The sequence below is a fragment of the Streptomyces sp. NPDC044719 genome (assembly GCF_056433405.1).
Genome location: NZ_JBWKHE010000008.1, coordinates 332,372 through 358,316, shown reverse-complemented (window position 1 = coordinate 358,316; position 25,945 = coordinate 332,372). Strand labels below are relative to the sequence as shown.

Annotated in this window: 21 protein-coding genes and 1 pseudogene; 14 read left to right on the top strand and 8 right to left on the bottom strand. The window is 72.3% G+C overall.

The features are described 5' to 3' along the window. Positions 1 to 438 precede the first annotated feature (438 nt). From AC07DF_RS31050 to AC07DF_RS31035, 4 genes and pseudogenes are all read left to right on the top strand, one after another. Positions 439 to 1,230 (top strand): annotated as a pseudogene (locus tag AC07DF_RS31050) (ATP-binding cassette domain-containing protein); the annotation flags it as partial. 141 nt (positions 1,231 to 1,371) lie between these two features. Further along, a complete protein-coding gene (locus AC07DF_RS31045; RefSeq protein WP_478978757.1) occupies positions 1,372 to 2,463 on the top strand; it encodes an acyltransferase family protein in 1,092 nt (363 codons plus the stop codon). A 55-nt stretch (positions 2,464 to 2,518) separates the two neighbouring features. Then, the gene (locus AC07DF_RS31040; RefSeq protein WP_454358109.1) at positions 2,519 to 2,749 is read left to right on the top strand and encodes a hypervirulence associated TUDOR domain-containing protein; all 231 of its coding nucleotides are present in this window, start codon (positions 2,519 to 2,521) and stop codon (positions 2,747 to 2,749) included. A 6-nt stretch (positions 2,750 to 2,755) separates the two neighbouring features. Then, a complete protein-coding gene (locus tag AC07DF_RS31035; protein WP_478978754.1) occupies positions 2,756 to 3,088 on the top strand; it encodes a DUF3140 domain-containing protein in 333 nt (110 codons plus the stop codon). Positions 3,089 to 3,417: 329 nt separating this feature from the next. Here AC07DF_RS31035 and AC07DF_RS31030 read toward each other — a convergent pair whose 3' ends face one another. The 4 genes from AC07DF_RS31030 to AC07DF_RS31015 all read right to left on the bottom strand — a co-directional run bounded on the left by AC07DF_RS31030 (position 3,418) and on the right by AC07DF_RS31015 (position 7,101). Beyond that, on the bottom strand, positions 3,418 to 3,645 hold the full coding sequence (locus AC07DF_RS31030; RefSeq protein ID WP_478978751.1) for a hypothetical protein: 228 nt from the start codon (positions 3,643 to 3,645) through the stop codon (positions 3,418 to 3,420). Positions 3,646 to 4,032: 387 nt separating this feature from the next. Then, positions 4,033 to 5,055 carry a hemolysin family protein gene (locus tag AC07DF_RS31025; protein ID WP_478978748.1) on the bottom strand — a complete coding sequence of 341 codons (1,023 nt, stop codon included), beginning with the start codon at positions 5,053 to 5,055 and terminating at the stop codon, positions 4,033 to 4,035. Continuing rightward, on the bottom strand, positions 5,052 to 6,386 hold the full coding sequence (locus AC07DF_RS31020) for a hemolysin family protein (protein WP_478978745.1): 1,335 nt from the start codon (positions 6,384 to 6,386) through the stop codon (positions 5,052 to 5,054). Before AC07DF_RS31020 ends, AC07DF_RS31025 begins: the two co-directional genes overlap by 4 nt. 211 nt (positions 6,387 to 6,597) lie before the next feature. Then, positions 6,598 to 7,101 (bottom strand): MarR family winged helix-turn-helix transcriptional regulator, encoded by a 504-nt coding sequence (locus tag AC07DF_RS31015; protein ID WP_478978742.1) that lies wholly within the window; start codon positions 7,099 to 7,101, stop codon positions 6,598 to 6,600. Between the two features lie 120 nt (positions 7,102 to 7,221). On the opposite strand from AC07DF_RS31015, the gene AC07DF_RS31010 reads away from it, so the two are divergent. Then, on the top strand, positions 7,222 to 7,737 hold the full coding sequence (locus AC07DF_RS31010; RefSeq protein WP_478978739.1) for a YceI family protein: 516 nt from the start codon (positions 7,222 to 7,224) through the stop codon (positions 7,735 to 7,737). 5 nt (positions 7,738 to 7,742) lie between these two features. On the opposite strand, the gene AC07DF_RS31005 is transcribed toward AC07DF_RS31010, so the two are convergent. Continuing rightward, entirely contained in the window at positions 7,743 to 9,419 is a 1,677-nt protein-coding gene (locus tag AC07DF_RS31005) for a hypothetical protein (protein WP_478979277.1), read from the bottom strand. A 201-nt stretch (positions 9,420 to 9,620) separates the two neighbouring features. Next, entirely contained in the window at positions 9,621 to 13,751 is a 4,131-nt protein-coding gene (locus AC07DF_RS31000) for a molybdopterin-dependent oxidoreductase (RefSeq protein WP_478978736.1), read from the bottom strand. A gap of 194 nt (positions 13,752 to 13,945) precedes the next feature. Between AC07DF_RS31000 and AC07DF_RS30995 the strand changes: the two genes are divergently transcribed. The 4 genes from AC07DF_RS30995 to AC07DF_RS30980 all read left to right on the top strand — a co-directional run bounded on the left by AC07DF_RS30995 (position 13,946) and on the right by AC07DF_RS30980 (position 16,570). Next, complete coding sequence (locus tag AC07DF_RS30995; RefSeq protein WP_031134653.1) at positions 13,946 to 14,341, top strand: cell division protein SepF; 396 nt, start codon at positions 13,946 to 13,948, stop codon at positions 14,339 to 14,341. 72 nt (positions 14,342 to 14,413) lie between these two features. Further along, the gene (locus AC07DF_RS30990; protein WP_478978732.1) at positions 14,414 to 15,604 is read left to right on the top strand and encodes an AAA family ATPase; all 1,191 of its coding nucleotides are present in this window, start codon (positions 14,414 to 14,416) and stop codon (positions 15,602 to 15,604) included. Continuing rightward, positions 15,597 to 15,926, top strand: coding sequence for a nucleotide pyrophosphohydrolase (locus AC07DF_RS30985; protein ID WP_478978729.1), 330 nt, complete (start codon positions 15,597 to 15,599; stop codon positions 15,924 to 15,926). The genes AC07DF_RS30990 and AC07DF_RS30985 overlap by 8 nt, the downstream gene beginning before the upstream one ends. Before the next feature lie 173 nt (positions 15,927 to 16,099). Then, positions 16,100 to 16,570: a DUF6099 family protein gene (locus tag AC07DF_RS30980; protein ID WP_478978726.1), complete on the top strand. Its 471-nt coding sequence runs from the start codon at positions 16,100 to 16,102 to the stop codon at positions 16,568 to 16,570. Positions 16,571 to 16,751: 181 nt separating this feature from the next. On the opposite strand, the gene AC07DF_RS30975 is transcribed toward AC07DF_RS30980, so the two are convergent. Next, positions 16,752 to 16,925 (bottom strand): hypothetical protein, encoded by a 174-nt coding sequence (locus AC07DF_RS30975; protein ID WP_478978723.1) that lies wholly within the window; start codon positions 16,923 to 16,925, stop codon positions 16,752 to 16,754. A 238-nt stretch (positions 16,926 to 17,163) separates the two neighbouring features. On the opposite strand from AC07DF_RS30975, the gene AC07DF_RS30970 reads away from it, so the two are divergent. Next, on the top strand, positions 17,164 to 18,087 hold the full coding sequence (locus AC07DF_RS30970; RefSeq protein ID WP_478978720.1) for an LLM class F420-dependent oxidoreductase: 924 nt from the start codon (positions 17,164 to 17,166) through the stop codon (positions 18,085 to 18,087). Positions 18,088 to 18,151: 64 nt separating this feature from the next. On the opposite strand, the gene AC07DF_RS30965 is transcribed toward AC07DF_RS30970, so the two are convergent. After that, on the bottom strand, positions 18,152 to 18,943 hold the full coding sequence (locus tag AC07DF_RS30965) for an SAM-dependent methyltransferase (protein WP_478978717.1): 792 nt from the start codon (positions 18,941 to 18,943) through the stop codon (positions 18,152 to 18,154). A 125-nt stretch (positions 18,944 to 19,068) separates the two neighbouring features. Here AC07DF_RS30965 and AC07DF_RS30960 point away from each other — a divergent pair, with 125 nt between their 5' ends. From AC07DF_RS30960 to AC07DF_RS30945, 4 genes are all read left to right on the top strand, one after another. Beyond that, positions 19,069 to 20,532 carry a 3' terminal RNA ribose 2'-O-methyltransferase Hen1 gene (locus AC07DF_RS30960; protein WP_478978714.1) on the top strand — a complete coding sequence of 488 codons (1,464 nt, stop codon included), beginning with the start codon at positions 19,069 to 19,071 and terminating at the stop codon, positions 20,530 to 20,532. Continuing rightward, positions 20,529 to 23,069, top strand: coding sequence for a polynucleotide kinase-phosphatase (locus tag AC07DF_RS30955; RefSeq protein ID WP_478978711.1), 2,541 nt, complete (start codon positions 20,529 to 20,531; stop codon positions 23,067 to 23,069). The genes AC07DF_RS30960 and AC07DF_RS30955 overlap by 4 nt, the downstream gene beginning before the upstream one ends. Before the next feature lie 179 nt (positions 23,070 to 23,248). Further along, positions 23,249 to 24,799, top strand: a complete 1,551-nt coding sequence (locus AC07DF_RS30950; protein WP_478978708.1) for a VMAP-C domain-containing protein — start codon at positions 23,249 to 23,251, stop codon at positions 24,797 to 24,799. Continuing rightward, entirely contained in the window at positions 24,796 to 25,887 is a 1,092-nt protein-coding gene (locus AC07DF_RS30945) for an AAA family ATPase (protein WP_478978705.1), read from the top strand. The genes AC07DF_RS30950 and AC07DF_RS30945 overlap by 4 nt, the downstream gene beginning before the upstream one ends. The last annotated feature ends 58 nt before the right edge of the window (positions 25,888 to 25,945 follow it).

Below are 25,945 nucleotides of genomic sequence, written 5' to 3'. Positions count from 1 at the left end.
GAAGCAGACGCCGCTACCCCCACCCGCGACCCCGCCTCGCGAGCACGCGATCTGGCCGCCCGGCCTCAGGAGAGCAACAGCCTGGCCCCTGTCCGTGCCCCAGCCTTGCCGACCCCCGACCGCCCTGCACGGCCGCAGGACGACGACAGCCACGACTTCGCCCATCGCCCCGCCTTGCCGGAACCCGACCGCCCTGCCCGGGCGCAGGAAGCAGACGCCGCTACCCCCACCCGCGACCCCGCCTCGCGAGCACGCGATCTGGCCGCCCGGCCTCAGGAGAGCAACAGCCTGGCCCCTGTCCGTACCCCAGCCTTGCCGACCCCCGACCGCCCTGCACGGCCGCAAGACGTCGACAGCCCCGCCGTCGCCCGTCCCTCCGCCGCGCCGGAACCCGACCGCCCCGTCCGCGCCCAGGCCGCCGAGGACACCCCCGGCCTCGCCCGTCACCCCGTCCTGCGTGTCAGTCACCTCACCGCCCGGCACCACGGCGGCGCCCGCAGCGGTGCCACCACCGTCCTGCGCGCCCCGCACCTGGTCCTGCACTCCGGTGAATGTCTGGCCGTCGTAGGCCGCTCGGGCAGTGGCAAGACCACCCTCGGCCGCTGTCTGGCCGGGCTCCACCGGGACCATGACGGTGAGATCCTGCTCGACGGGACCGCGCTGCCGCGCAGCCTGCGGCGGCGCAGCCGTGCCCAACTGGCGGCCGTGCAGTACGTCTTCCAGGACGCCCGGGCCGCCTTCGACGAGCACCGGCCCGTCCTCGCCCAAGTCGCCCGCACCGCCCTGCGGCTGCGCGGCACCGACGAGAGGACGGCCTTGGACGAGGCGACGGCCACGCTCGCGAGCCTCGGGCTCCCGGACGGTCTTGTCAGCCGACGCCCCGGGGAGCTGTCCGGCGGTGAACTCCAGCGCGCCGCCCTCGCCCGAGCCCTCCTCGCCCGCCCCCGGGTCCTGGTCTGCGACGAGATCACCTCCGGCCTCGACACCGTCACCCGCCGCGGCATCCTCGACCTGCTCACCGCACTCGTCCGCGACCGCGACGACCTCGCCCTCGTACTCATCACCCACGACCTGGACACGGCGGCACTCGCCCACCGCATCGCCGTACTGGACGCGGGCGAACTCGTCGAACAGGGCCCGGCCCGAAGGGTCCTCACAGAGCCGCGGCATCCATTCACCGCCGCCCTCGCGGAGACGATCGCCCGTCCCGGTACGTATACCCGGGCATGAGCCGAAGCGAGTCACACCCGTTACGAGTTGAACGAGGGCACGGCCCTGTGATTAGGGTGCGGGCGATGTTCTGCGCAGACCCCTCACCCTTACTCCGGGCAAGACGAGGCACGGCCGCTTCGAGTCGCTGGGGGAGGGCCCGTGAGTGACACGGTGACAACGGCCCGCCCGGCGGCCGAAGAAGCCCGGGCCACTCGGACGAAAGAGCGGGACACACCGGCCCGGCCGGTCCGGCAGCGGGACGCGTTCTTCGACAACGCCAAGTACCTGGCGATCGTGCTGGTGGCCGTGGGGCACGCCTGGGAGCCGTTGCGGCCGGGCAGCAGGGCCGTCACCGCCCTCTACATGCTCGTCTACGCCTTCCACATGCCGGCGTTCATCATCATCTCCGGCTACTTCTCGCGCACCTTCGACGGGAGCCCGGCGAAGCTGAGGTGCCTGGTCATCGGCGTCGTCGTCCCGTACGTCGTGTTCGAGACGGCGTACACCCTGTTCACCCGCTGGACCAGCCAGGACCCCGACCGGCCGATCAGCCTGCTGGATCCCCTGTATCTGACCTGGTTCCTCGCGGCGCTGTTCATCTGGCGGCTGACAACACCGCTCTGGCGTCAAGTGAAGTGGCCGCTGCCGCTGGCCTTCGTCATCGCGATGCTGGCGACGCTCTCGCCGTCCGTCGGCAACGACCTCGACCTGCAACGCACCCTGCAGTTCCTGCCGTACTTCGTCTTCGGACTGCTGCTGCGGCCGGAGCACTTCCGGCTGGTGCGCCGGCGCAAGGTGCGCCTCCTCGCCGTGCCGGTCGCCGGCTGCGCCCTCGCCGTGGCGTACTGGGCGGTTCCCCGGATGAACTACGCCTGGTTCTTCCACGCCGACAGCGCCCGGGCCCTGGCCGCGCCCTTCTGGTACGGGCCGCTGATGACCCTGGCCGCCTTCGGCTGCTCGGTCGTCCTGGTCGCCTGCTTCCTCGCCTGGGTGCCGGGGCGCCGGATGTGGTGCACCGTGCTGGGCGCGGGCACGCTGTGCGGCTATCTGCTGCACGGCTTCGTCGCGCAGGCAGCCAAGTACTGGGGCTGGTACGAACCGGCCTGGGTGCAGGGGCCCGCCGGCGCGCTCACCGCCACCCTGATGGCCGCCGCGGTCATGACCGCGCTGTGCACTCCCTCCGTGCGGCGGCTGTTCCGCTGCGTGACGGAACCCGGGATGCGCTGGGCCTTCCGCCGAGCTGCGCGGTGAGCGTCGAGCCCGCACGCTGGAGAGACAGCACACTTCTCCGCGAGGGAGCACGGGCATGGCGAAGCGCCGCAGTGAGGGCGGAAAGCCGAAGAAGGGCGACAAGGTCACCTGGAGCAGTCACGGCAGCCGGACCGAGGGCGAGGTGGAGAAGGAGATCACCGAGCGGACCCGGGCGGCGGGCCGCACGGTCGACGCCTCGCCCGACGATCCGCAGTACCAGGTGCGCAGCGACAAGTCCGGCAGGTCCGCCGTGCACAAGCCGTCCGCGCTCAAGAAGAAGAAGTGAGGCGGCGTGGACGGCGAGGAACGCGAGGAGACCTGGAACGACTTCCGTGAGCTGGTGAACATGACACCGGCCGAACTGGAGAAGTGGCTGGCCTCCGACGAGTCGCGGAGCGTCGGTCAGCAGCAGGGCGGGGGCGAGTCCACCGGGCACGCCTCCGGCCGGCGGATCACGGCGATCCTGCGGGCGAAGAAGGCCGATCTCACGGACGACGACTACCAGCACATGCGCAAGGTCGTCGGCTACGTCCGCAGGCACCTGGCCCAGCGGCCCTCCGGCGACGTGGAGGACAGCCGGTGGCGTCACTCACTCATGAACTGGGGCCATGACCCGTCGGCGTGACACCGTTCAGCGCCTCCGTCATCTGGTGCTGCGTCTCTTCGGCCACCACGCGGGCCTCCTCGACGACGTCACCGCGTTCGCGGATGAGGCTCTCGTAGATCGGAAGTTCTTCGGTCCGGATCGAGTCGGGTTTCACAGGGTTGGTCCTATCGCTTTACAGCCGGGTCTGAGGGGCCCGTGTAAGTCTGCGTCATGACCCTCTGCGGTGTTACCCACCCCCGTCGTGTACATATTTTCGTCACGTGCTTCGCGAATTCCCCAACATTGCGACCGTGGACAGCACGAAGGGCCCCGGGAATCATGCCCGAGGCCCTTCAGCGGGGGGTTCGTCAGAGCGAGGTCGTGTGAAGGCCCGCGTTGGCGCCCGCCGCGGCGCCCTCCGTCGACAGCGCCGCCTGCAGGTTCCCGCAGACCTCGGCGGTCAGCGGCCCGACCAGGCCGGCGGAGAGGCTGCCCGCGAGGCCCGCGGAGGCGGCGCCGCCCGCGTTGCCGCCGGAGACCTGCTCCAGGTCCGCGTCGGAGAGCTCGGCGATGTCGACCCGGGGGGTGAGGTTCATGGGGGTGTTTCCCTTCGCGTGAATGTGCGCAATGGCGGAGCGGTGCGGGTGATCGCGGGATTCCGGGGACCGGGATTCAGCGTCCGCAGCCCCGCCGTGCGCAGGATCAAAGCATTCCCCGGAGCCGGACGGCCAGCCGCCCGCCGACGCGCACCCGCATTTCCGGTGACCGCCTTCACCGGCATGACCACGAGGCCACCGAATTACGCACACTCCTTCACACACCCCGTCGCCCGGCGGCACACGGGTGTATTGCCTCCCGAATTCCGAAGCGGGCACTTCGGCGCCAAGTTCCCATGCCGCGGGACGCACTTGGCGCCGGGCGCACAGCCCTGCGGTGTCCTGGCGGGCGGTGTGCAGATGTGCTGGATGTTCGGTCCCGCCCCGTCAGGCCGCCTCGGCCGGCTGCATCAGGCGGGCCAGCAGGTCGTCCAGGGTGACCAGACCGGTGAGCCCGCCGGCGGGGTCGCGGACGACGGCCAGGGACGCCCGGCGGCGCCGCAGCACCTCGATCGCCTCCGCGACCGTGGCCGCCTCCGTCAGCTCGGGCACCGGCCGGGCCAGCTCACGCGCGGTCGTGGCACGCCCCCGGGCCCGGGCGACCAGGGCGTCACGGGCGTGGACCGAGCCGAGGACGACGCCGTTCTCCCGGACGAGGAGCCGGGTGCGGTCGTGCTCGGCGGCGAAACGCAACAGCGCGTCGACGTCCGCGCCGCCCTCGACCCAGGTGATCTCGGCGGCCGGGATCCGCAACGCCGCGATGGGCGTCTCCGGCTCGGTCAGCGAGCGGGTCAGCAGCTCGGAGTCGGTCGCGCTGATCAGGCCCAGCCGCTCGGACTCCTCCACCAGACGCGTCAGCTGCTCCCGGTCGTGCACCGAGGCCAGCTCGTCGCGCGGGGCCACCCGGCACAGCCGTACCAGCGCGTTGCTCACCGCGTTGAGCAGCCGGATCAGCGGGCGCACGGCCCGCACCACGGCCCTGAAAGGCGGGGAGAGCAGCATCGCCGAACGCTCGGGGTGGGCGATCGCCCAGGACTTGGGCGCCATCTCGCCGACCACCATGTGCAGGAACACCACCACGACCATCGCCACGGCGAAGGCCACGCCGTAGCTCACCGCGCTGGGCAGGCCCAGCGTGTGCAGCAGCGGGTCGAGTTCGTGCGAGATCGCCGGCTTCGACACCGAGCCGAGGCCCAGCGTGCACACGGTGATGCCCAGCTGCGCGCCGGCCAGCATCAGCGACAGCTCGCGGATGCCGGCCAGCGCGGCCCCGGCCCCGCGCCGTCCCTCGGCCGCCGCCTTCTCCATGCGGTGCCGTTTGGCGGCGACCAGCGCGAACTCGGCCGCCACGAAGAAGCCGCTGCCGATCAGCAGCAGCACGGTCACGAAGACCGCCATGGGGAACGTCACGCCATCTCCTCGGCTTCCACCAGCGGGCTGATCCGCACCCGCTCGGCCACGTGCCGGTCCAGTGTGCGAACGTCGATCAGGGCCCGGCCGCCCTCGGGCAGCTCGACCGTGACCCGGTCGCCGACCGTCGGGAAGCGGCCGAGCCGGTCCACGACCAGACCGGCCACGGTGTCGTAGTCGTCGTCCTCAGGCAGCCGGATCCCGGTGGCCTCGGCCACCTCGTCCACCCGGCGGCCGGCGTCCACCAGCCAGCCGTCGCCGTCCGCGACGGCGAGCACGGTGACGGTGTCGGACTCGTCCGCGATGTCACCGACCAGTTCCTCGGCGATGTCCTCGTAGGTGACGATGCCCGCCACGCCGCCGTGCTCGTCGAGGACGACCGCGAACTCGTCGTCCTGCTCCCGCATCCGCGCCACCGCGTCGGGCAGCGCCAGCGTGTCCGGCAGCAGCAGGGGCCGCCGGGCCGCCTCACCGGCGGTGACGCCGGCGATACGGGCGGCGGACAGCGCCATCAGCTCGCGCACGCCCAGCACACCCGCGATGTCGTCCGGGTGGTCGCCGAGGACGGGGTAGTTGGAGTGGCCGTGCTCGGCGATCAGGCCGATCGCCTCGTCGGCACCGGCGTCCTTGCGGACGAAGACGGCGTCGGCGCGCGGCACCATCACCTCGTCGAGGGTGCGCTCGGAGAACTCCAGCGCGTGGTCCAGCAGTGCGGCGGTGTCCTTGGGCAGCGCGCCCCGCTCGTGGGACTCGCCGATCAGATGGCCCAGTTCCTCCAGCGTGGCGCCGTGGTGCAGTTCCTCGACCGGCTCGATACCGACCTTGCGCAGCAGCTTGTTCGCCGCGTTGTCGAAGACGTGGACGACGGGGCCGACGACCTTCAGATACGCCAGCGTGGACGGAGCCAGCGCCTTCGCCAGCCGCTCGGGAACCGCGATCGCGAGGTTCTTCGGGGCCAGCTCGCCCAGCACCATCTGCACGACCGTGGCCAGCACGAAGGCGAGGACGACGGCGATACCGCTCACGGCCGCGTCGGGCAGCCCGAGCCCGGACAGGGCGGGCCGCAGCAGCGCGGACACCGACGGCTCGGCGATGAAGCCGACCACCAGACCGGTGACGGTGATGCCGAGCTGCGCGCCCGACAGCATGAACGACAGCCGCTCCAGCACCTTCAGGGCCCGGGCGGCCTTGCGGTCCCCGGCCTCGGCCGCCCGCGCGAGCACGAGCCGGTCGGCGGAGACGTAGGCGAACTCCTGGGCGACGAAATAGCCGGTGCCGGCGGTCAGCACGAACACGGCGAGCAGGCCCAGCAAGGCCTCGGCGGCACTCATGAAACACCACCCCGCCGTGTGCCGCGATCACTGATGTCGTGGCGGGATGGTCGGGGACTGTGCCCCGGGGGGTCCGTCGATCTGGCGGACAAGAAGTCGCTCCTCGTGTCTGGTGTGTACTCGGGTCAACGACCGTTGTCGCGCCCGTGTTCCCGAATTCTACGACGCTGTAGAGAACAGTGCCCCGATCCGGGTCGGCCAGGGGTGCCCCTCACTCCGGGCGGGACTCCTCGGCGAGGTCCGGCACCAGCCCGCGCATCGCCGCGCACTGGTCCGGGCCCATGGAACGGGCGAGGGACTGCCTCACCGTCTCGGCGAGCGGGCCGGAGGCCTCGGTCAGGAGAGCCCGGGCCTTGTCCGTGAGGGCGACCTCGATACCGCGCTTGTCCCCGCACACCGACCTGCGGGTGACGAGGCCGGCGTGCTGGAGACAGGCGATCTGGTAGGTGAGGCGGGTCTTGGGGCGGCCCAGGAGTTCCGCGACGCGCGTCATGCGCAGGCCGCCCTCGGGCTGCTCGGCGAGTAGGCAGAGGATCAGGAACTCGTCGTGCGAGATGTCCAGCTTCTCCTTCACGACCGCCCGCAGCCGCTGCTCCACCGCTCCCGTCGCGGCGAGCAGCAGCATCCAGGCGCGCAGCTCGGCCGGCAGCAGCCCGCTGCCCTCGGCGGACGGGCATCCGGGCAGGTCGGCGGGGTGCTCCTGGGGGTCGGCCATGCCGTCCAGCGTACCTGTCGTCCAAATTTGGAGCAGAAGGGTTGTTCAATTTTGGACGAGCCGCTAGCGTGCCCTCATTGCAGTCATCCAAATTTGGACGATACGAGTGGGAGAAGGATCATGACCGTCGCCGTGGAAACCGGAATCTGGCAGCTCGACGCGACCGCCTCGACCGTCGGCATCCGGCACAAGACCATGTGGGGCCTGGTCACCGTGAAGGGCGCGTTCGGCGCGCTGAGCGGCACGGGGGAGGTGCGGCCCGACGGGTCCGCCGTCGGCACCCTGACCTTCGACGTCACCTCCCTCGACACCGGGAACGCCAAGCGCGACACCCACCTCAAGGGCACCGACTTCTTCGACGTGGACCATCACCCGGAGATCACCTTCGCGGCCCGCGGTGCCGAGCTCCGCGACGGCGACCAGGTGCATGTCGTCGGCCAGCTGACCGTGCGCGGCATCAGCAGGCCGCTGTCCCTCACCGCCCGCCTGACCGACGGGGACGCCACCGGGCTCACCCTGGACACCGAGTTCAGCGTGGACCGGGACCAGTTCGGCATGGGCTGGAACCAGCTGGGCATGATCCGCGGCCGGACCACGGTCACCGCCGCCCTCCGGTTCGTCCGCGCCACGGGCTGACGGCCTCAGCCCGTGGCATCGAGCGCCTGGCGCACATCCGCGCTCGACAGCGTCTGCGGCGACGCCGTGAACGCGCGCAGGCGGACCCGGACTCCCGGCCGGGGCAGGGTGAACCGGCCCGAGGGCGGGCGGAGTTCGTACCGGGCGGTGCTGTGCGCGGCCAGCGTGCGCGGGCCCCGGACAATCCGCCAGTAGGGGTCCATGCCCTGGCCCGTGGTCAGGGTGAAGTGCGGGGTGAGCGTCGTGCCGTCCCTGTTGGTGACCTGGAGAGTGAGGCGGGAGACGGTCACCGGGGTGGGATGGCTGACTGCCGTGACCCGCATGCGCAGGGGCGGTGTGCCCGTCGCCGCCACGGCGGCACCGCCCAGCGCCGGCGTCAGCAGCAGCGCCGTCGCGGCGATCCGGGCCGGACCGCGCCGCGGGCCCGGCAGCGGACGCGGACGCGGCTGCCACGCCCCGGCGAACGCCGACTGGCCAGTGGTCACCGCCGCCGCCAGCCACAGCGGCGTCATCATCAGGTAGTAGCCGTCCTGGGAGCGGGTCGCCAGATAGAAGGCGCACCAGGGCAGGACGGTCGCGGCCGGTCCCAGCCGCCGTACGAACAGGACGAACAGCGCGAGCAGGCCGGCGAACAGCATCAGACTCGCGTGAGAGTACCAGTCGAGCCGGTCGCTGCCGTTCGTCAGATACAGCGAGATGCCCACCAGGCCCTGGCCGTGGACCACCGCGCCCTGCGTCAGGGGCAGCGCGATCCCCCTGAGCCAGGCGCCCGGCTCACTGACGGCGAAATACGTGTTGATCAGCAGCCACACGGTCACCGCGGCACCGGCGAACCGCAGCACCACCGACGCCGCGGCCCGTCCGCCGAGTTCACCGCGTCGCACGGCGTGGATCCCGGCCAGCAGGAACGGCACCAGGAACCAGGAGAGTTGCTGCGTCGCGCACGCCGCCCCCAGGCACGCGGCCCGAGCCAGACCCGCGCCGCCGAGCCGCCCGCCCGCACCCGTCCGCGGCCAGCGCACCACCACCGGCACCAGCAGGGCCAGGGCCACGATCGCCGGGTAGCCGAGCCGCCCGTACGACGGCAGCATGCCGAAGCCCAGGCACACCATGGTCGCCGCCGGCCGCCACGGAGCCGGCAACAGCCGCCACAGCGTCACCGTGCCGGTGACCAGCGCGCCCGTGCTCAACGCCGTCGCCGGAGCACCGCCATGGCCCAGCCACAGCAGCGGCACGGTCAGCAGCGGGGCCAGCGGCGGATAGCCATAGGTGAAGTCGTAGCCGCCGGTCACCGTCGGGGTGAGGGCCACGCCGTGGCCGAAGAGCCAGGGCCACGGCTGTCCGTACACCGCGTGCCCCGCGGCCAGTTCCCGCGCCGCCTGGGTGGTGAGCAAGGCCTCGTCGGAGCCGCCGTGCAGCATGACCCACGCGCACAGGGTGAGCGTCACGCCCGTCACCAGCACGCACAGGTCGACCCGCGCCAGCGACCGGGCCCGGCGGACGACCAGGGCCAGCACCCCGCACACCAGGACCGAGGCGTAGCACGCCGAGATCACCGTGGCCACGGCCGGCCGGTGACCGGCCGCCGACGTCCACACCGCGCGCGTGCCGATCAGCAGGCTGATGTCGGCGAGCAGGGTCAGGACACGGTGCCACGGGGCCGGGGGTGGCGGTACGGCCATCCCCGACTGCATCCGCGGGCCGGGCACCACCAGCGTGGTTTCTGCCGAGTACACGGCGCAGGACGCTAATCGCCGCCGGTGAGCGAGGGCCGGGTGGAGGTGAAGAGTCCGGTGTGAGGCGGGTAAAGGCCCGCGGGGCCGCACGCGGTTGGCCCGCGAGGCCGCACGCGTTGGCCCGCGAGGTGGTCGTGGGCCCGTGGGTCAGTACACGTCCCGCACGTACCGCTTCTCCGCAGCGAGTTGTTTCACGTACGCGGCGGCCTCCGCCTCGCTCAGCCCGCCGTGGGTCACCGCGATGTCCCTGAGCGCCCGGTCCACGTCCTTGGCCATGCGGGAGGCGTCGCCGCAGACGTAGAAGCGGGCACCCTCGCACAGCCAGTGCCACAGCTCAGGCCCGTGCTCGCGCATCCGGTCCTGCACATACACCTTGTTGCGCTGGTCGCGGGAGAAGGCGGTGTCCAGACGGGTGAGGACGCCCTCGTCGAGCAGCGCGGTCAGCTCGTCCTCGTAGTAGAAGTCCGTCGCCCGGTGCTGCTCGCCGAAGAACAGCCAGTTGGGAGCCCGGTGGCCGAGCGCCCGCCGCTCCTGGAGGAAGCCGACGAAGGGCGCGACACCGGTGCCCGGGCCGACCATGATCATCGGCGTCGAGGCGTCGCCCGGGGGCCGGAAGTGCGGGGAGCGCTGCACGAACACGGGCACCTGCGTGTCCGCCCCGGCATCCGCGAGGAAGGGCGAGCAGACCCCGCCGCGCGCCCGGCCGTGCAGATTCTCGTACCGCACCACGGACACCGTCAGCGACACCCGCCGGGCGTCCACCAGCGGGCTGGACGATATGGAGTACAGCCGCGGCTGGAGCCCCCGCAGCACCCCGGCCCACTCCTCGGCACTCGCCCGCACCGCGTACTCGGCGGCCACGTCCACGGCCTGCCGGCCCCAGCTCCACCGCGCCAGCCCGTCCTTGTTGTCGGGCCGCAGCAGCCTGCGCAACTCGTGCTTGTCCCGGGCCCGTTCGGCGACGAAGCGCAGCAGGTCGGGCGTGATCCTCGTGATGTCGAAATGCCGGTGCAGGGCCTCCGCGAACGGCACTTCACCAACACCCTTGACCTGTACGGCCGTTGCGGCGTCGAGACCGGTCACGGCCAGCCACTCGTCCACGAGGGCCGGCGCGTTGACCGGCCGCACGCCCAGCGCGTCCCCGGCCTCGTACGCCAGGTCCGTCCCGCTCGTGTCGAACGTGAACCGGCGGACCTCCTTGCCCGCGCCGGGCCGGCTGAGCAACTGGTTGCCGACGAGCCGGGCGGTGGCGGCGGGCTTGGAGCCGGTCCTCGGCTTCTCGGCCGGAGCCGGAGCCGGAGCCGTAGCTGGAGCCGCAGCCGGCGTCGGGGCCTGAGCCGGGGCCGTGCTCGTGCCGCTCAGCGCCGAGAGCACCTGGTCGAGCCACTCCCCGGCGGAGGGCTCGTAGTCCGGCTCGCAGTCCGTACGCGGAGCCAGCCGCACCCCGCCCAGTTCGTCGAGCCGCGCGTCCAGCCGCCGCCCGTGCCCGCAGAAGTCGTCGTACGAGGAGTCCCCGAAGGCGAGCACGGCGTACCGCACCCCGTCCAGCCGAGGGGCCGGCTCGCCGGAGAGCGCGTCCCAGAGGCCGCTGCCGTTGTCGGGCGCGTCGCCGTCCCCGAAGGTGCTGGTGATGAAGAGCAGGTCGGCCGTGCGGGCGAGCTCCCCGACGTCGGCCTCGTCCATGCCGACGAGACGCGCGCGATGCCCGGTCGCGGTCAGGCGCTCGGCGGTGGCGGAGGCGAACTCCTCGGCGTTCCCGGTCTGCGAGGCCCACAGCACGACGATCTCGCGGCCGGCGGGTTCCTGAGGCGCGGCGGTCGCGGCCGGGGAGGTCCGGGAGTACATGCCGGCGAGGACCCCGTTGACCCACAGGGCGTGCTCGGGGGAGAAGGGCGCGTCGGGCGGCAGCACCGGGACACCGCCGAGGGCGCCGGAGCCGAGCCCGGCGAGGAAACCGGTGAGGTACCGGCGTTCCTGGGCGGAGAGGACCGGCGGAGGGGAGGGTTCCAGGCCGAAGGGATCGGCGGCACCCGGAGTGACCGTCGTGGGCGTCAGGGCCGGTGCGGGCTCCGCGCGCACGAGCGTGGCCGCCTCCGCTACGGGCGTCGCCACCTGCGCGACCTGCGCCACCTTCGCCAGCGAGACGGCGCAGACCTTGAACTCCGGCTGGAACGACAGCGGATCCACCGCGTCGCTCGTCACCGCGTTGATGCTCAGATACTCGCCGAACAGGTCGTTCCAGTGGAACGGGGCGAAGCAGCACCCCTGCCGCACCCGGTCCGTCACCACCGCCGGCAGCACGGCCCGCCCGCGCCGCGAGGCGACCTCGACCGGATCGCCCTCCGCGACGCCGAGCGCGGCCGCGTCCTGCGGGTGGAGCTCCACGAAGGGGCCGGAGTTCAGCTTGTTGAGCTTGGCGACCCTCCCGGTCTTGGTGAGCGTGTGCCACTGGTGCTGCACCCGCCCGGTGTTGAGCACGAACGGATAGTCGTCGTCCGGCATCTCGGCGGCGGGCAGCTGAGGGCGCGCGAAGAACACGCCCCGCCCGGAGGCCGTCGGAAAACGCAGCCCCTCGTCACCGACGTACCGAATGGGATTGCGCTCCGGCCCGTCCTCGCGCGCGGCCGGCCACTGCACGGGCGTCTCGCGCAGCCGCTCGTAGGACACCCCGCGCAGGTCCCACCCGGTCTTCGGGTTCCAGAACCGCCGGATCTCCTCGAAGACCTGCTCGGCGCTGTCGTACGAGAACCCCTTCTCGTACCCCATCGCGCACGCCACCTCCGCGATGATCCGCCAGTCGGCCATCGCCTCCCCGGGCGGGTCCGCGGCCGGCTGTGTCAGCGTGAGGTTGCGCTCGCTGTTGACGAAGACACCCTCCGCCTCGGTCCACATCGCGCCCGGCAGGACGACGTCGGCGTACGCGTTCGTCTCGGTGTCGGTGAACACATCCTGTGTGACGACGAACTCGGCGGCCTCGAGGCCCTCGATGACCGTACGGCGGTTGGCGACCGAGGCGACCGGGTTGGTGCAGATGATCCAGCAGGCCTTGATGTCCCCGTCGGCCATCTTCCGGAACATCTCGACGGTGCCCTTGCCGACGCCGTCCTTCCGCAGGGTCCCCGGTGGCAGCTCCCACACGTCCTCGGTGAACGCCCGCTCGTCGTCCACGAGCACCGACCGCTGCCCCGGCAGCCCCGGCCCCATGTAACCCATCTCGCGCCCGCCCATGGCGTTCGGCTGACCGGTGAGGGAGAACGGCCCGGCGCCCGGGTGGCAGATCGCCCCCGTCGCCAGATGCAGATTGACCAGGGCGTTGGTGTTCCAGGTGCCGTGCGTGGACTGGTTGAGCCCCATGGTCCAGCAGCTCATCCACCGCCGGCCCGCTCGGCCGATCAGCCGGGCGGCCGTCCGCAGATCCTCCTCCGCGATCCCGGTGATCTCCGCGACCGCGGCCGGGGCGTAGTCGGCGAGGAACCCGGGCAGGGCCTCCCAGCCCTCGGTGTGCGCGGCCATGAACTCCGCATCGGTGTGCCCGCCCTCGTGCAGCAGCCGCAGCAGACCGTTCAGGAGCGCCAGGTCGGTCCCCGGCCTGACCTGGAGGAACAGATCGGCCTTCGCCGCGGTGGCGGTCCGCCGCGGATCGACGACGATCAGCTTGGCGCCCGCCTTGACGCGCTCCATCATCCGCAGGAAGAGGATCGGATGGCAGTCGGCCATGTTCGAGCCGATGACGAGAAAGGCGTCCGCCTGATCGAAGTCCTCGTACGACCCGGGCGGCCCGTCAGCCCCCAGCGACAGCTTGTAGCCGGTCCCCGCGCTCGCCATGCACAGCCGTGAGTTCGACTCGATCAGGTTCGTCCGCACGAACCCCTTGGCCAGCTTGTTCGCCAGATACTGCGCCTCGAGGCTCATCTGTCCCGAGACGTAGAAGGCGAGCGCGTCCGGCCCGTGCTCGCCGACGATCGCCCGCAGCCGCGCGGCGGTCTCGGTGATCGCGTCGGCCACCGGCGCCGGGACCGGCTCCTCGCCCCGCTCGTCCCGCACCAGCGCACTGGTCAGCCGCCCGGGCGCGGCGAGCATGTCGGCCGTGGTCGCGCCCTTGGTGCACAGCCGCCCCGCGTTCGCCGGATGCGCCTTGTCGCCGGACGCCTTCAAGATCTTGCGCCGGCCGTCCGGCCCCGCCCCGACATCGAGGACGAGGCCGCAGCCCACACCGCAGTACGAGCAGACGGTGCGCACCTGCTTCGTCTCCTGCTGCGGCCGGGGGGTCGTGGTCATGCCGTCGACGGTACGAAGACCCCGTTACGCAGGTGTCACATTGCTTGATCACGAGGAGTTACGCCCGTCACACAGCCGCCTTCCGGCCGTTGTGAGGTGCGTTGAGGTCGCGGAGCGTGTCGCTGTTGGGCCGAACGGGTGACTCTGCGCAAGAATTGCCCGATGCAGACAGTCAGTGCGAGCCAGGACGGAGCATGCCGGTGAACAGCCACGATGTCACCGACGAACAGTGGGAGGGGCTCGCCCAGGTCGTGCCGCTGCGGGGCCGGGACGCCTGGCCGTCCTCCGTCGGCCACCGGTCCATACCCGAGGCCGAGACGGAGACGCGCCGCCGCTTCGTCGTCCTGCGGGTGAACGTCTTCGCCGACGCCCGTGACGTCGCCGAGCGGCTGATGGCGGGGGTGCCCGTGCTGCTCGACCTGACCGGCGCGGAGACGGAGGTCGCCAAACGCGTCCTCGACTTCAGCACGGGCGTCGTCTTCGGCCTGGCGAGCGGGATGCACCGGGTGGATCGCAACGTGTTCCTGCTGACACCGGCCGGCACCGAGGTGACGGGGCTGATGGAGGGGGCCGGGCTTCCCGGGGTGTGACAGTAGCTCGATCGTAGGAACGCCCCGGAGACGGAACGGTTCGTCCTGTCGCCGGAGCCCTACCGTCCGGATATGACCCAGCCCCCCTCACCCACACCCCCCACATCCCCCGCACCTCTCGTACCCTCCGCAGTCCTCGCGCAGCCCGACCGCCCCCGCCTCACGGAACTGCGCCTGGCCGCCTTCACCACCCACCGCCGCGCCGCGTTCCCGCTCGGGCCGCTCACCCTCCTCGCCGGTCCCAGCGGCTGCGGCAAGACCAGCGCACTGCGGGCGTACGAGGCCCTGGCCCGGCTCGGCGGCGGCGCCGGGCTCGGCGAGGCGTTCCCCGACCCCGTCGCCTGTGTCCCGGAGCGGGCCCGGCCCGACGCGCAGCGCCGCCGCGGCTTCCGCATCGGCTGCACGGCCGACGGCCCAGCGGGCCCGGTCCGGCTCGACGTGGCCGTGCAGGCCGAGCCCGAACTGCGGGTCGTGGGCGAGCGGTTGACGGCCGACGGCCTCGTCCTCCTGGAGACCGCCCTGCGCGACCCCGGGAAACGCGCCGTGCAGGCCGCCTGGCACACGGCCGGGCCGACACCGGTGACCCGCGGCCCGCTGCCGGACGACCGGCTCGGCACGGCCCTGCTGCCACTGCGTGTGGCCGGCAAGACACCCGGCCAGCGCAGGGTCCTGGCCGCGGCCGAGCAGATGGTGGTCGCCCTGCGCTCCGTCTTCGCCTGCGACCCCCAGCCCGCCCGGATGCGCGGCCCCGTACCGTCCGGCCCGGGCCGGCTGCTCGGTGGCTGCGGGAATCTCGCCGACGTGCTCGGGCGCACCCGCAGCGAGTGCGGGCGACGGCACGCCCTGTTCGTCGCGGCGGTGCGCGCCGGCTGCGCCGGGCCGGTCGCGGACGTGCTCGTCCGGGCGGAGGAGGCGACGGGAGCGGTCCGGGCGACGCTCGACCGGGGCGACGGCGTCCGAACGGACCTGCGACGGCTCGGCGACGGCGAACTGCGGTACGTGGCACTCGCGTTGGTCCTGCTCACCGGGCCGGGCGTGCTGGAGGTCGACCCGGCGGGCGAGGTGCCCGCCGCACTCCAGACGCTCACCGTCCTCGCCGACGGCTTCGACCGGGGCCTGGACGGACGGCAGCGGCTGGAACTGCTGCGGCTGGCGGCCCGGATGTGCGAGCGGGGGCACATCCGGCTCGTCGGCGCGGTGAGCGACGCCTCGTGGGCCGCCGGGACGGAGGGGGTCACGGTGGTACACCTGGACCGTGACTGATCCCCTGGACGTGGCCGGACTGCAACGCCGCCTGGCCGATTTCGCCGCCGCGCGGAACTGGCAGCAGTACCACACCCCCAAGAACCTGGTCGCCGCGCTCAGCGTGGAGGCCTCCGAACTGGTCGAGATCTTCCAGTGGTCGACCCCCGAGGAGTCGGCCCGCGTCATGACCGACCCCGAGGCCGCGCACCGCGTCACCGACGAGGTCGCCGACGTGCTCGCGTATCTGCTCCAGCTGTGCGAGGTGCTCGGCATCGACCCGCTGGAGGCGCTGAGCGCGAAGATCGACCGGAACGAGCGGAGGTTCCCGATCCAGGAGTAGCAAAGTCCACTTGTACGCTGCGTAACCAAATTGCGGCCCGAATCCGAATTGTTGTCCGCAGATTTCCGTCTTCCTCTGGCTTTTCGTCTCACGGCCCTTCACTCTGGGTAGTGAACTAGGGAGTTCGGGCAGGCGTACGCGCGGGAGCGCGTCGGGACAGACGGGGGCAGCGCATGGACGCGGTGCGGCTCATCGTGACGAGCAGGCGGGCCCTGGCCGCGGGTGGTGACCAGCGGGAGGTCCTCGCCGAGGTGTGGCAGGCGCAGGCCCTCGCGCAGGCGATAGGCAGCCGCCTGGCCGTCGCCGGACCGCCCGAACTGCGCGGCGAGGCACTGGGATTGACGGAGCTGGCGGGCCGGGGCTGTGGCGTTCTCGACCCGCCCGAACTGGCCCCCGGTGAGCTGCGGGCGGGCCAGCTCACCGAGTTGGGCGACGCCCGCCACACCCTGATGTTCCTCGGCGGCCTCCTCGGCGAGGTCGGCATCGCCCTCGTCGGCCTCGCCTGCGCCGCGGACGACGAGGGCACGTACTGGCAGTGCATGGAGGCCATCGACGCGGCGGACGAGTCCCGCGACCGCGTCCTCGAAATGCTCCGCAGACTCGCGGACCGCGAGCAGGTGGTACCGGAGCGGGAGGCGGGCTAGGCCAGGCGTTGTCGTCCGGGTGCGGGCCGGGGGGTGTTGGCGCAGTTCCCCGCGCCCCTAGGGCAACGCCCCCAAGGGGCGCGGGGCTGTGTCGATATGCGGCTTCGCCGCGGGGCCCGGCCACCACGGCGTCGCAGCCGACGAGCCCCGCCCGCACCCCGAACACCCCCGGCCTCAGACCTCAGCCCACAGAACCCTCTTCGCCCGCCCCCCGGCCCGCATCCCCCGCTGCCTGAAGATCCGCGTCCAACGCCGACAGGTCCGCGTTCAACGCCGCCATCAGCTCCTCCATCTGCTGCAACAGCCCTTTCGGCTGCCCGGTACCGCCCTGCTGCGGCACGGTCTCTTCGGACATGACGGCCTCCTCGGCCCATGGCCCCCGGGGAGGCCGACGCGGGTGACGCCCCGGCGGTCGCCGGCCGGTGCGGAAGCCGAGGGCCCCGGCTCCGCCCGAGCCAACGATCACCACCGGGGCCGGTCACTGGCCCGGTCACGCGGGACCAGCGGTATGGACGTAATTTCACCCGACCGGGGCGCACGTGGGGCGGGGGACCGACCTCGTCGCCCCGCGCGCCGGCGTGCAGGATGGGAGCATGGATCTCCGCATCTTCACCGAGCCCCAGCAGGGGGCCACCTATGACACGTTGCTCGCCGTCGCCAAGGCCACCGAGGACCTCGGCTTCGACGCCTTTTTCCGTTCGGACCACTACCTCCGCATGGGCTCCGGGGACGGCCTGCCCGGTCCCACCGACGCCTGGCTGACCCTGGCCGGACTCGCCCGTGAGACCAAGCGGATCCGGCTCGGCACCCTGATGACCGCCGGCACCTTCCGGCTGCCCGGCGTGCTCGCCATCCAGGTCGCCCAGGTCGACCAGATGTCCGGCGGCCGTGTCGAACTCGGCCTCGGCGCCGGCTGGTTCGAGGAGGAGCACAAGGCCTACGGCATCCCGTTCCCCAAGGAGAAGTTCGCCCGCCTCGAGGAGCAGCTGGAGATCGTCACCGGGCTCTGGGCGACGGAACCCGGCAAGACCTTCGACTTCCATGGCACCCATTACGACCTCACGGACTCGCCCGCGCTGCCCAAGCCCGCGCAGCGGAAGATCCCCGTGCTCGTCGGCGGCCACGGCGCCACCCGCACCCCGCGGCTGGCCGCGCGATACGCCGACGAGTTCAACATGCCCTTCGCCTCCGTCGAGGACAGTGAGCGCCAGTTCGGCCGGGTGCGCGCCGCCGCCAAGGAGGCCGGCCGCGACGCCGACGACCTGACCTACTCCAACGCCCTCGTCGTCTGCGTCGGCCGCGACGAGGCGGAAGTCGCCCGCCGGGCCGCCGCGATCGGCCGTGAGCCCGACGAGCTGAAGCTCAACGGCCTGGCAGGCTCCCCGTCCGAGGTCGTCGACAAGATCGGCCGCTACGCCGAGATCGGCGCCCGGCGGATCTACCTCCAGATCCTCGACCTGGACGACCTCGACCACCTGGAACTGATCTCCTCGCAGGTGCGGTCGCAGCTGTCGTAAGGCCGGCGCGGCACGTCGGCCGTCCGGCGGATCGGGCCGTGGAGCGCGATCCGCCGGGCCTCCGTCACGGCTTGCGGCCGACCGCCACGTAGAGGGGGATCTCCTCGCCTCCGCCCTCGCCTTCGCGCGGGTCGCCGAGGTCGGGGTGCCACCGCGCGGCCAGGACCACACCGGGGTCCACCAGCTCGAGGCCCGTGAAGAACTCCGAGAACTCTCCGAGGCTGCGCACCTGTGCCGCGGTGCCGCCCTTGCGGTACACCTCGACGACCCGCTCCCAGGTCTCCGGGTCGAAGTCGCCGGTCGCGTGCGAAAGCGTCAAGTGGCTTCCGGGCGCCAGCGGGTCGAGGAGTTCCCGTACGAGCCGCAGGGGCTCGTCCTCGTCGCCCACCAGGTGCAGGAGTGCCACCAGGGACAGCGCGATCGGCCGGCTGAAGTCGAGGGTCTCCCGGGCCGTCGCGATGATCTTTCCGGGGTCCCGCACATCGGCCTGGACATAGGCGGTCCTCCCCTCCGGCGCGCTGTGCAGCAGGGCCTCGGCGTGCCGGAGAACGATCGGGTCGTTGTCCGCGTAGACCACCCGGGCGTCGGGGGCGATCCCCTGGACGATCTGGTGGAGGTTCGGCTCGGTCGGGATGCCGGTCCCGATGTCGAGGAACTGGCGCATGCCCCGCTCGGCCAGCAACCGGGAGGCGCGGTGCATGAAGGCGCGATTGGTCCGCGCCATCGCGCTCACGGCGGGGAAGTGCGAGGTCACCTGCTCGGCCGCCGCCACATCGACCGGATAGTTGTCCTTCCCGCCCAGGAAGTAGTCGTACATCCGCGCCGAATGGGGCTTGCTGGTGTCGATGGTGCCCACAGTCGCACATCCTCCCTCGAACGCCCGGTCGACCGGAGGCTAGCGAAAATTCCCGGATGCTGCCGATGTTCCCTCTGTACGGTGAGTGGATCCGCAGTTCAGCCCCTACTTCGAGGCTCACCACCGTGTTTCTGACCATCACCACCACCGGCACCCCGGAACGCCCCGCCACCGATCTCGGCTTCCTGCTGCACAAGCATCCCGAGAAGGCCCAGGCGTTCTCCACCTCCTACGGCACGGCCCATGTCCTCTACCCCGAGGCGGACGCCGAGCGCTGCACGGCGGCGCTGCTGCTGGAGGTGGACGCCGTGGCGCTGGTCAGGCGCGGCAAGGGCAAGGGCCGGGGCGGCGCCCCGGACGCGGCACTCGCGCAGTACGTCAACGACCGCCCCTACGCCGCCTCCTCCCTGCTCGCCGTGGCGCTCAGCGGCGTCTTCTCCAGTGCGATGAAGGGCGTCTGCAACGCCCGGCCCGAACTGCCCGCCGCACCCCGGCCGTTGCGTATCGAGGTGCCGGCGCTGCCCGCCCGCGGCGGCCCCGGACTCGTGCGGCGGCTCTTCGAGCCGCTGGGCTGGACGGTCACGGCCGAACCCGTGCCGCTGGACACCGAGTTCCCGCAGTGGGGCGACTCCCGCTACGTCCGACTCGAACTGGAGTCCACGGACCGCACCCTCGCCGAGGCCCTGCGCCACCTCTACGTCCTGCTCCCGGTCCTGGACGACGCCAAGCACTACTGGGTCGCCCCCGACGAGGTCGACAAGCTGCTGCGCGCCGGTGAGGGCTGGCTGCCCGGCCACCCGGAGCAGCGGCTGATCACCAGCCGCTACCTCGCGCGCCGCTGGTCGCTGACCCGTGCCGCGACGGAGCGCCTGGAACTGGTGCGGCTGGCCGAGACCGACGACAGCGAGGTCGAGGAGATCGACAACGCGGTCGAGGCGGAGACCGAGACCGAGGAGCGGCCGACCCCGCTGGCCGTACAGCGCCGGGAGGCCGTCACCGCCGCGCTCAAGGCGTCCGGGGCCGCCCGCGTCCTGGATCTCGGCTGCGGACAGGGCCAGCTGGTGCAGAGCCTGCTCAAGGACCCGGCGTTCACGGAGATCGTGGGCGTGGACGTGTCGATGCGGGCGCTCACCATCGCCTCCCGGCGGCTCAAGCTGGACCGCATGGGGGAGCGGCAGGCCGCGCGCGTCAAGCTCTTCCAGGGCTCGCTCGCCTACACCGACCGGCGGATCAAGGGCTACGACGCCGCCGTCCTCAGCGAGGTCATCGAGCACCTCGACCTGCCCCGGCTGCCGGCCCTGGAGTACGCCGTGTTCGGCGCGGCCCGCCCGCGCACGGTCCTCGTGACGACCCCGAACGTCGAGTACAACGTGCGCTGGGAGAGCCTCCCGGCCGGCCACGTCCGGCACGGCGACCACCGCTTCGAATGGACCCGCGCGGAGTTCCGGGCCTGGGCGGATGGGGTGGCCGAACGCCACGGGTACGACGCCGAGTTCGTACCCATCGGCCCCGACGACCCGGAGGTGGGGCCGCCCACCCAGATGGCCGTGTTCACCCTGACCAGCCCGAAGGAGGCGATGGCGGCATGACCGACGTACGCGAGGGACGGGTCCTGCCCGTCACCGACCTCTCCCTGGTGGTACTCGTCGGCGCCTCCGGCTCCGGCAAGTCCACCTTCGCCCGCAGGCACTTCAAGCCCACGGAGATCATCTCGTCCGACTTCTGCCGCGGCCTCGTCTCGGACGACGAGAACGACCAGAGCGCCACCAAGGACGCCTTCGACGTCCTGCACTACATCGCGGGCAAGCGCCTCGCCGTCGGCCGCCGCACGGTCGTGGACGCGACCAGCGTGCAGCCCGACGCCCGCCGCCAGCTGATCGACCTGGCCAGGCAGTACGACGTCCTGCCGATAGCCATCGTGCTCGACGTGCCCGAGGAGGTGTGCGCCGAGCGCAACGCGGGCCGCACCGACCGCGCGGACATGCCCCGCCGGGTGATCCAGCGCCACACCAGGGAGCTGCGCCGCTCCCTCAGGCACCTGGAGCGCGAGGGCTTCCGCAAGGTGCACGTCCTGCGCGGCGTCGACGAGGTCGAGCACGCCACGATCGTCACCGAGAAGCGCTTCAACGACCTGACCCACCTCACCGGCCCCTTCGACATCGTCGGCGACATCCACGGTTGCGCCGCCGAACTGGAGGCGCTGCTCGGCAAGCTGGGCTACACCGACGGAGTCCACCCCGAGGGCCGCACCGCCGTCTTCGTCGGCGACCTCGTGGACCGCGGCCCCGACAGTCCGGGCGTGCTGCGCCGCGTCATGGCGATGGTGAAGTCCGGCAACGCCCTGTGCGTGCCCGGCAACCACGAGAACAAGTACGGCCGGTACCTGCGCGGCCGCAAGGTCCAGCACACCCACGGCCTCGCCGAGACCGTCGAGCAGATGGCGGGCGAGAGCGAGGAGTTCGTCGCCGAGGTACGGGAGTTCCTCGACGGTCTCGTCAGCCACTACGTCCTCGACGGCGGCCGGCTGGTCGTCTGCCACGCCGGGCTGCCCGAGAAGTACCACGGCCGCACCTCCGGCCGGGTCCGCAGCCACGCCCTGTACGGCGACACCACCGGGGAGACCGACGAGTTCGGGCTGCCGGTGCGCTACCCGTGGGCGGAGGACTACCGGGGCCGGGCCGCCGTCGTCTACGGCCACACCCCCGTCCCGGAGGCCACCTGGCTCAACAACACCATCTGCCTGGACACCGGCGCCGTCTTCGGCGGCAAGCTCACCGCGCTGCGCTGGCCGGAGCGCGAGCTGGTCGACGTACCGGCGGAGCGCGTCTGGTACGAGCCGGTGAAGCCGCTGCGCACCGAGGCCCCCGGCGGACACGACGGCCGTCCGCTGGACCTGGCGGACGTGCACGGCCGCCGGGTCGTGGAGACCCGGCACCAGGGCCGGATCTCGATCCGTGAGGAGAACGCGGCGGCGGCCCTCGAGGTCATGAGCCGCTTCGCGGTGGACCCGCGGCTGCTGCCGTACCTCCCGCCGACCATGGCACCCACGGCGACCAGCAAGGTCGACGGCTACCTCGAGCACCCGGCGGAGGCCTTCGCGCAGTACGCGGCGGACGGTGTCGAGCGGGTCGTGTGCGAGGAGAAGCACATGGGTTCGCGGGCGGTGGCCCTGGTGTGCCGGGACGCGGAGACGGCCCGCAAGCGCTTCGGGGTGGAGGGTCCCACCGGGTCCCTCTACACCCGCACCGGCCGCCCGTTCCTCGACGATGACACTCTCACCACGGAGATCCTCGACCGGCTGCGCACGGCGATCGGCGAGGCCGGCCTCTGGGACGAACTGGCCACCGACTGGCTGCTGCTGGACGCCGAGCTGATGCCCTGGTCGCTGAAGGCGTCCGGGCTGCTGCGGTCGCAGTACGCCGCCGTGGGGGCCGCGTCAGGCGCGGTGCTCCCGGAGGCGCGGGCCGCGCTGGAAGGCGCCGCCGCGCGGGGCGTGGACGTGACCGGCCTGCTGGCCCGCACCCGCGAACGGTCCGCCGACGCCGCCGCGTTCACCGAGGCCTACCGACGCTACTGCTGGACCACGGACGGCCTGGACGGCGTCCGCCTGGCGCCGTTCCAGGTCCTCGCCGTCCAGGGCCGCAGCCTCGCCGCCCTGCCCCACGACGAGCAGCTCGCCCTGCTCGACCGGCTCGTCGAGCACGACGGCAGCGGCCTGCTCCGGACCACCCGGCGGCTGTACGTCGACACCGCCGACCCGGAATCCGTCCGGGCCGGAGTCGACTGGTGGCTGGAGATGACCGGCCGCGGCGGCGAGGGCATGGTCGTCAAGCCGATCGGCGCCGTGGTCCGCGACCCCCAGGGCCGCCTCGTCCAGCCCGGCATCAAGTGCCGCGGCCGCGAGTACCTGCGGATCATCTACGGCCCCGAGTACACCCGCCCGGAGAACCTGGCCCGCCTGCGCTCGCGGTTCCTCAACCACAAGCGGTCCCTGGCGATCCGCGAGTACGCCCTGGGCCTCGAGGCCCTGGACCGGCTGGCCGAGGGCGAGCCGCTGTGGCGGGTGCACGAGGCGGTCTTCGGCGTGCTGGCCCTGGAATCGGAGCCGGTGGACCCGAGGCTGTGAGCCGGAAGGCCGGCCGGCCGCGACGGCCGGCCCGATCGAATCCGGCCAGGCTTGTCCCCTCTGGGGTGATCCTGGCCGGACGTCGTCCTTCCGGTCCCATTCGTCCCTGGTTAACCGCTGGTTGCCGTGCTAACTTCGCTGGTCGATCAGGCAGGTATACCGGCTCAGGGGGAAAGTCGGTGGAGACACACGCGGGGTTCGGCGAACCCGAGGGCGGGTCCGGGCGTGCGGACGGCTTACGGCTGCTGCTGGGGCTGACCAATGCCCTGTGCGGCCTGGGCTGCATGGAGGACGCGCAGGGGCGGCTGCACTTCGGTGTCGTCCTGGGAGACCTGCTGGGGCGCCGGATCGACCTGCGCGGCGTCAAGTTGCGCGAGGACGTGGTGCTGCTGACGCGCGCCGCGCTGAACATGCCCGGCGGCGAACGCGTACTGGTCGAGGTGGTGCGGATCCTCGAAGGAGACCTGGCGGGCGACGAACTCGACCAGCTGCTCGACCAGTGGCTCGCGCCCGCCCCGCCCCCCGCCCTCCAGGGGCCCCTCACCCGCGACGACGAGGCCGGCGCCCGCGCCGTCCTCGCCCAGGGCGAACTCCCCGCCGCCCGGCTGCGCGACGCCCTGGTCGAGGAACTCAACGGCCTCGACCTGCCCACCGGACTCGCCCCGGAACAGCTCCTCGCGCACGTCCTGGACTGGAACGTGCAGCCGGACGGACTGCCCCCCGCCGTCCTGCTGATCGACCACGCCGCCCGGCTCGCCGCCACCCCCGGGCACCGCACCGCCCTGACCGGCTGGGCCGACGATTGGGCCCGGCGCGCGGGCCTGACCGGACCGGTGGAGGAACGGCGTAAGGCCCGCGGCACGACGGAGACCGATCCGGACATCCCGCGCTGCCTGGTCGTCGCCGTCGAACCGGCACGGGACGGCTCCGGCGAGGTCGTCGTCCGCCCCTGGCTCAACACCGTCCCCGGCCGCTGGGACCCGCAGCCCGGCGAACCCGCCACGACCACCCTCGACGAGCTCGGCACGGCCGTCCAGCGCGCGTTACGGCAGGGCGCCCGCCTCTGGTCGGCGCCCCGCGAACCCGACCCGGGCGGACGCCGGCAGCCACCGCCGTACATCGAGTTCGTCCTTCCGTACGACCTCCTCAACCACGATGTGGCCGGTCTGACCTTCCGGATCGGTGACGGGCAGCCGCTGCCGCTCAGCCTGAAGTACGGGGTGCACCTGCGCAGCCTGGAGCGGATGCGCACGGACGACGCCCTGGTCCGGGACCAGTGGCGGGAGCGTTGGCGAACCCTGCGCGAGCACGGCGTCCTGGTGCACGGCTGGCGCGAACCGGACGGCGGCCGGCTCGGCGCGTGGCAGGCCGGGCTCGCCGGGGAACCAAGACATACGGCGGTGGTGCTCGACGCCCCCGCCGACGTCCTGGCACTGGAGGCCCTCAAGGCCGCCATAGCGGAGGGGGTGGGGCTCGCGATCTGGGACCGCAGAGGCGTCTTCCGCGAGGAGCGCCGGGAAGTGGTGACCGCCCTGTTCGCCGCGGCGCCCACCCCGGAGAGGATCCCGGTGGCCGTGCACCTCCTGCGCAGGAACGCCGAGAGCGAGGGCCGGGGCCCCGGCGAGCTGCTCGGCCGACACATCGGCTTTTTCTGGGACGATCCGACACGTCCCGTTGACTTCCAGCCCACCGACCCAGGCGATCTCGCCAGCGAGGAGGCATCCGCATGAGCGGGCAGGAGCAGACGGTCCCGAACGGCTGGCGGATCTTCCACGGCACGGGCAGTGCCCCCGCCGTCCCACCAGAACTGCCCGCGCCGCCGCCCTGGCGCCGCTTCCGGGGCGACCCGCCCCGGCCCGTGCCGGCGGCCGACCCGCAGGCCGCGCTGCGCCGCCTGGGCCCCGGCGACGTCACCCCGCAACTGGGCGAGGAAGAGATCGACGTCGTCAACGCCGCGCTGCTGCTGCGCCGGCCCCTGCTGATCACCGGCCCGCCCGGCGTCGGCAAGTCCACCCTCGCCTACCTCGTCTCCCGCGAACTCGGCCTCGGCCGGGTCCTCGAGTGGAACATCGTCAGCCGCACCACCCTGCGCGAGGGCCTCTACGCCCACGACGCCATGGGCCGTGCCCAGGCCATCGCCGCCTGGCGGGCCGGCCTGCGGCACGCCGCGTCCCTGGAACCGGACGACGCCGACCCGGTGACGGACGTCAACACCGCGCTTCCTCAAAAACCTCGTCAACTTCCCCCGGTTCTGGGCGACTTCATCACTCTGGGCCCCCTGGGGACCGCGCTGCTGCCCTACGATCGTCCCCGTGTGCTTCTCGTCGACGAGCTCGACAAGAGCGACATCGACCTGCCGAACGACCTGTTGCACGTCCTGGAGAACGGAAGCTATGACGTCCCCGAGCTGGTACGCGACGCCGCGGACAGCGCGCGTGTCCACACCAGCGACCCCGGGGGCCGCGCCGAGGTGCGCGACGGGCGGGTCGAGTGCCGGGAGTTCCCGGTCGTGGTGATCACCAGCAACGGAGAACGCGAATTCCCCGCGGCCTTCCGCCGGCGCTGCTTGCCGCTGGAGATGCGCACGCCCACCCGGGAGCAACTCCTGGCCATGGTCGAAGGGCACCTCGGAACCCGCCCGCAGGGCACCGAAGACCTCGTCGACCTGTTCGTTCAGCGGGTCCAGGCCGGCGGAACCCACTCCCTGGACCAGTTGCTCAACGCTGTCCAGATGACGACGGCGGGTGGTTTCCAGGCGGATGGTGACGGGCGTAAGCTCGTGGAAATGCTCCTGCGCGACCTCGCGAAGGGCCGCTGAATTGAAGGGCTATCCCAGGGAGCACGCATCCGGGCTCGGCGACGGATTTCCCGTTTCG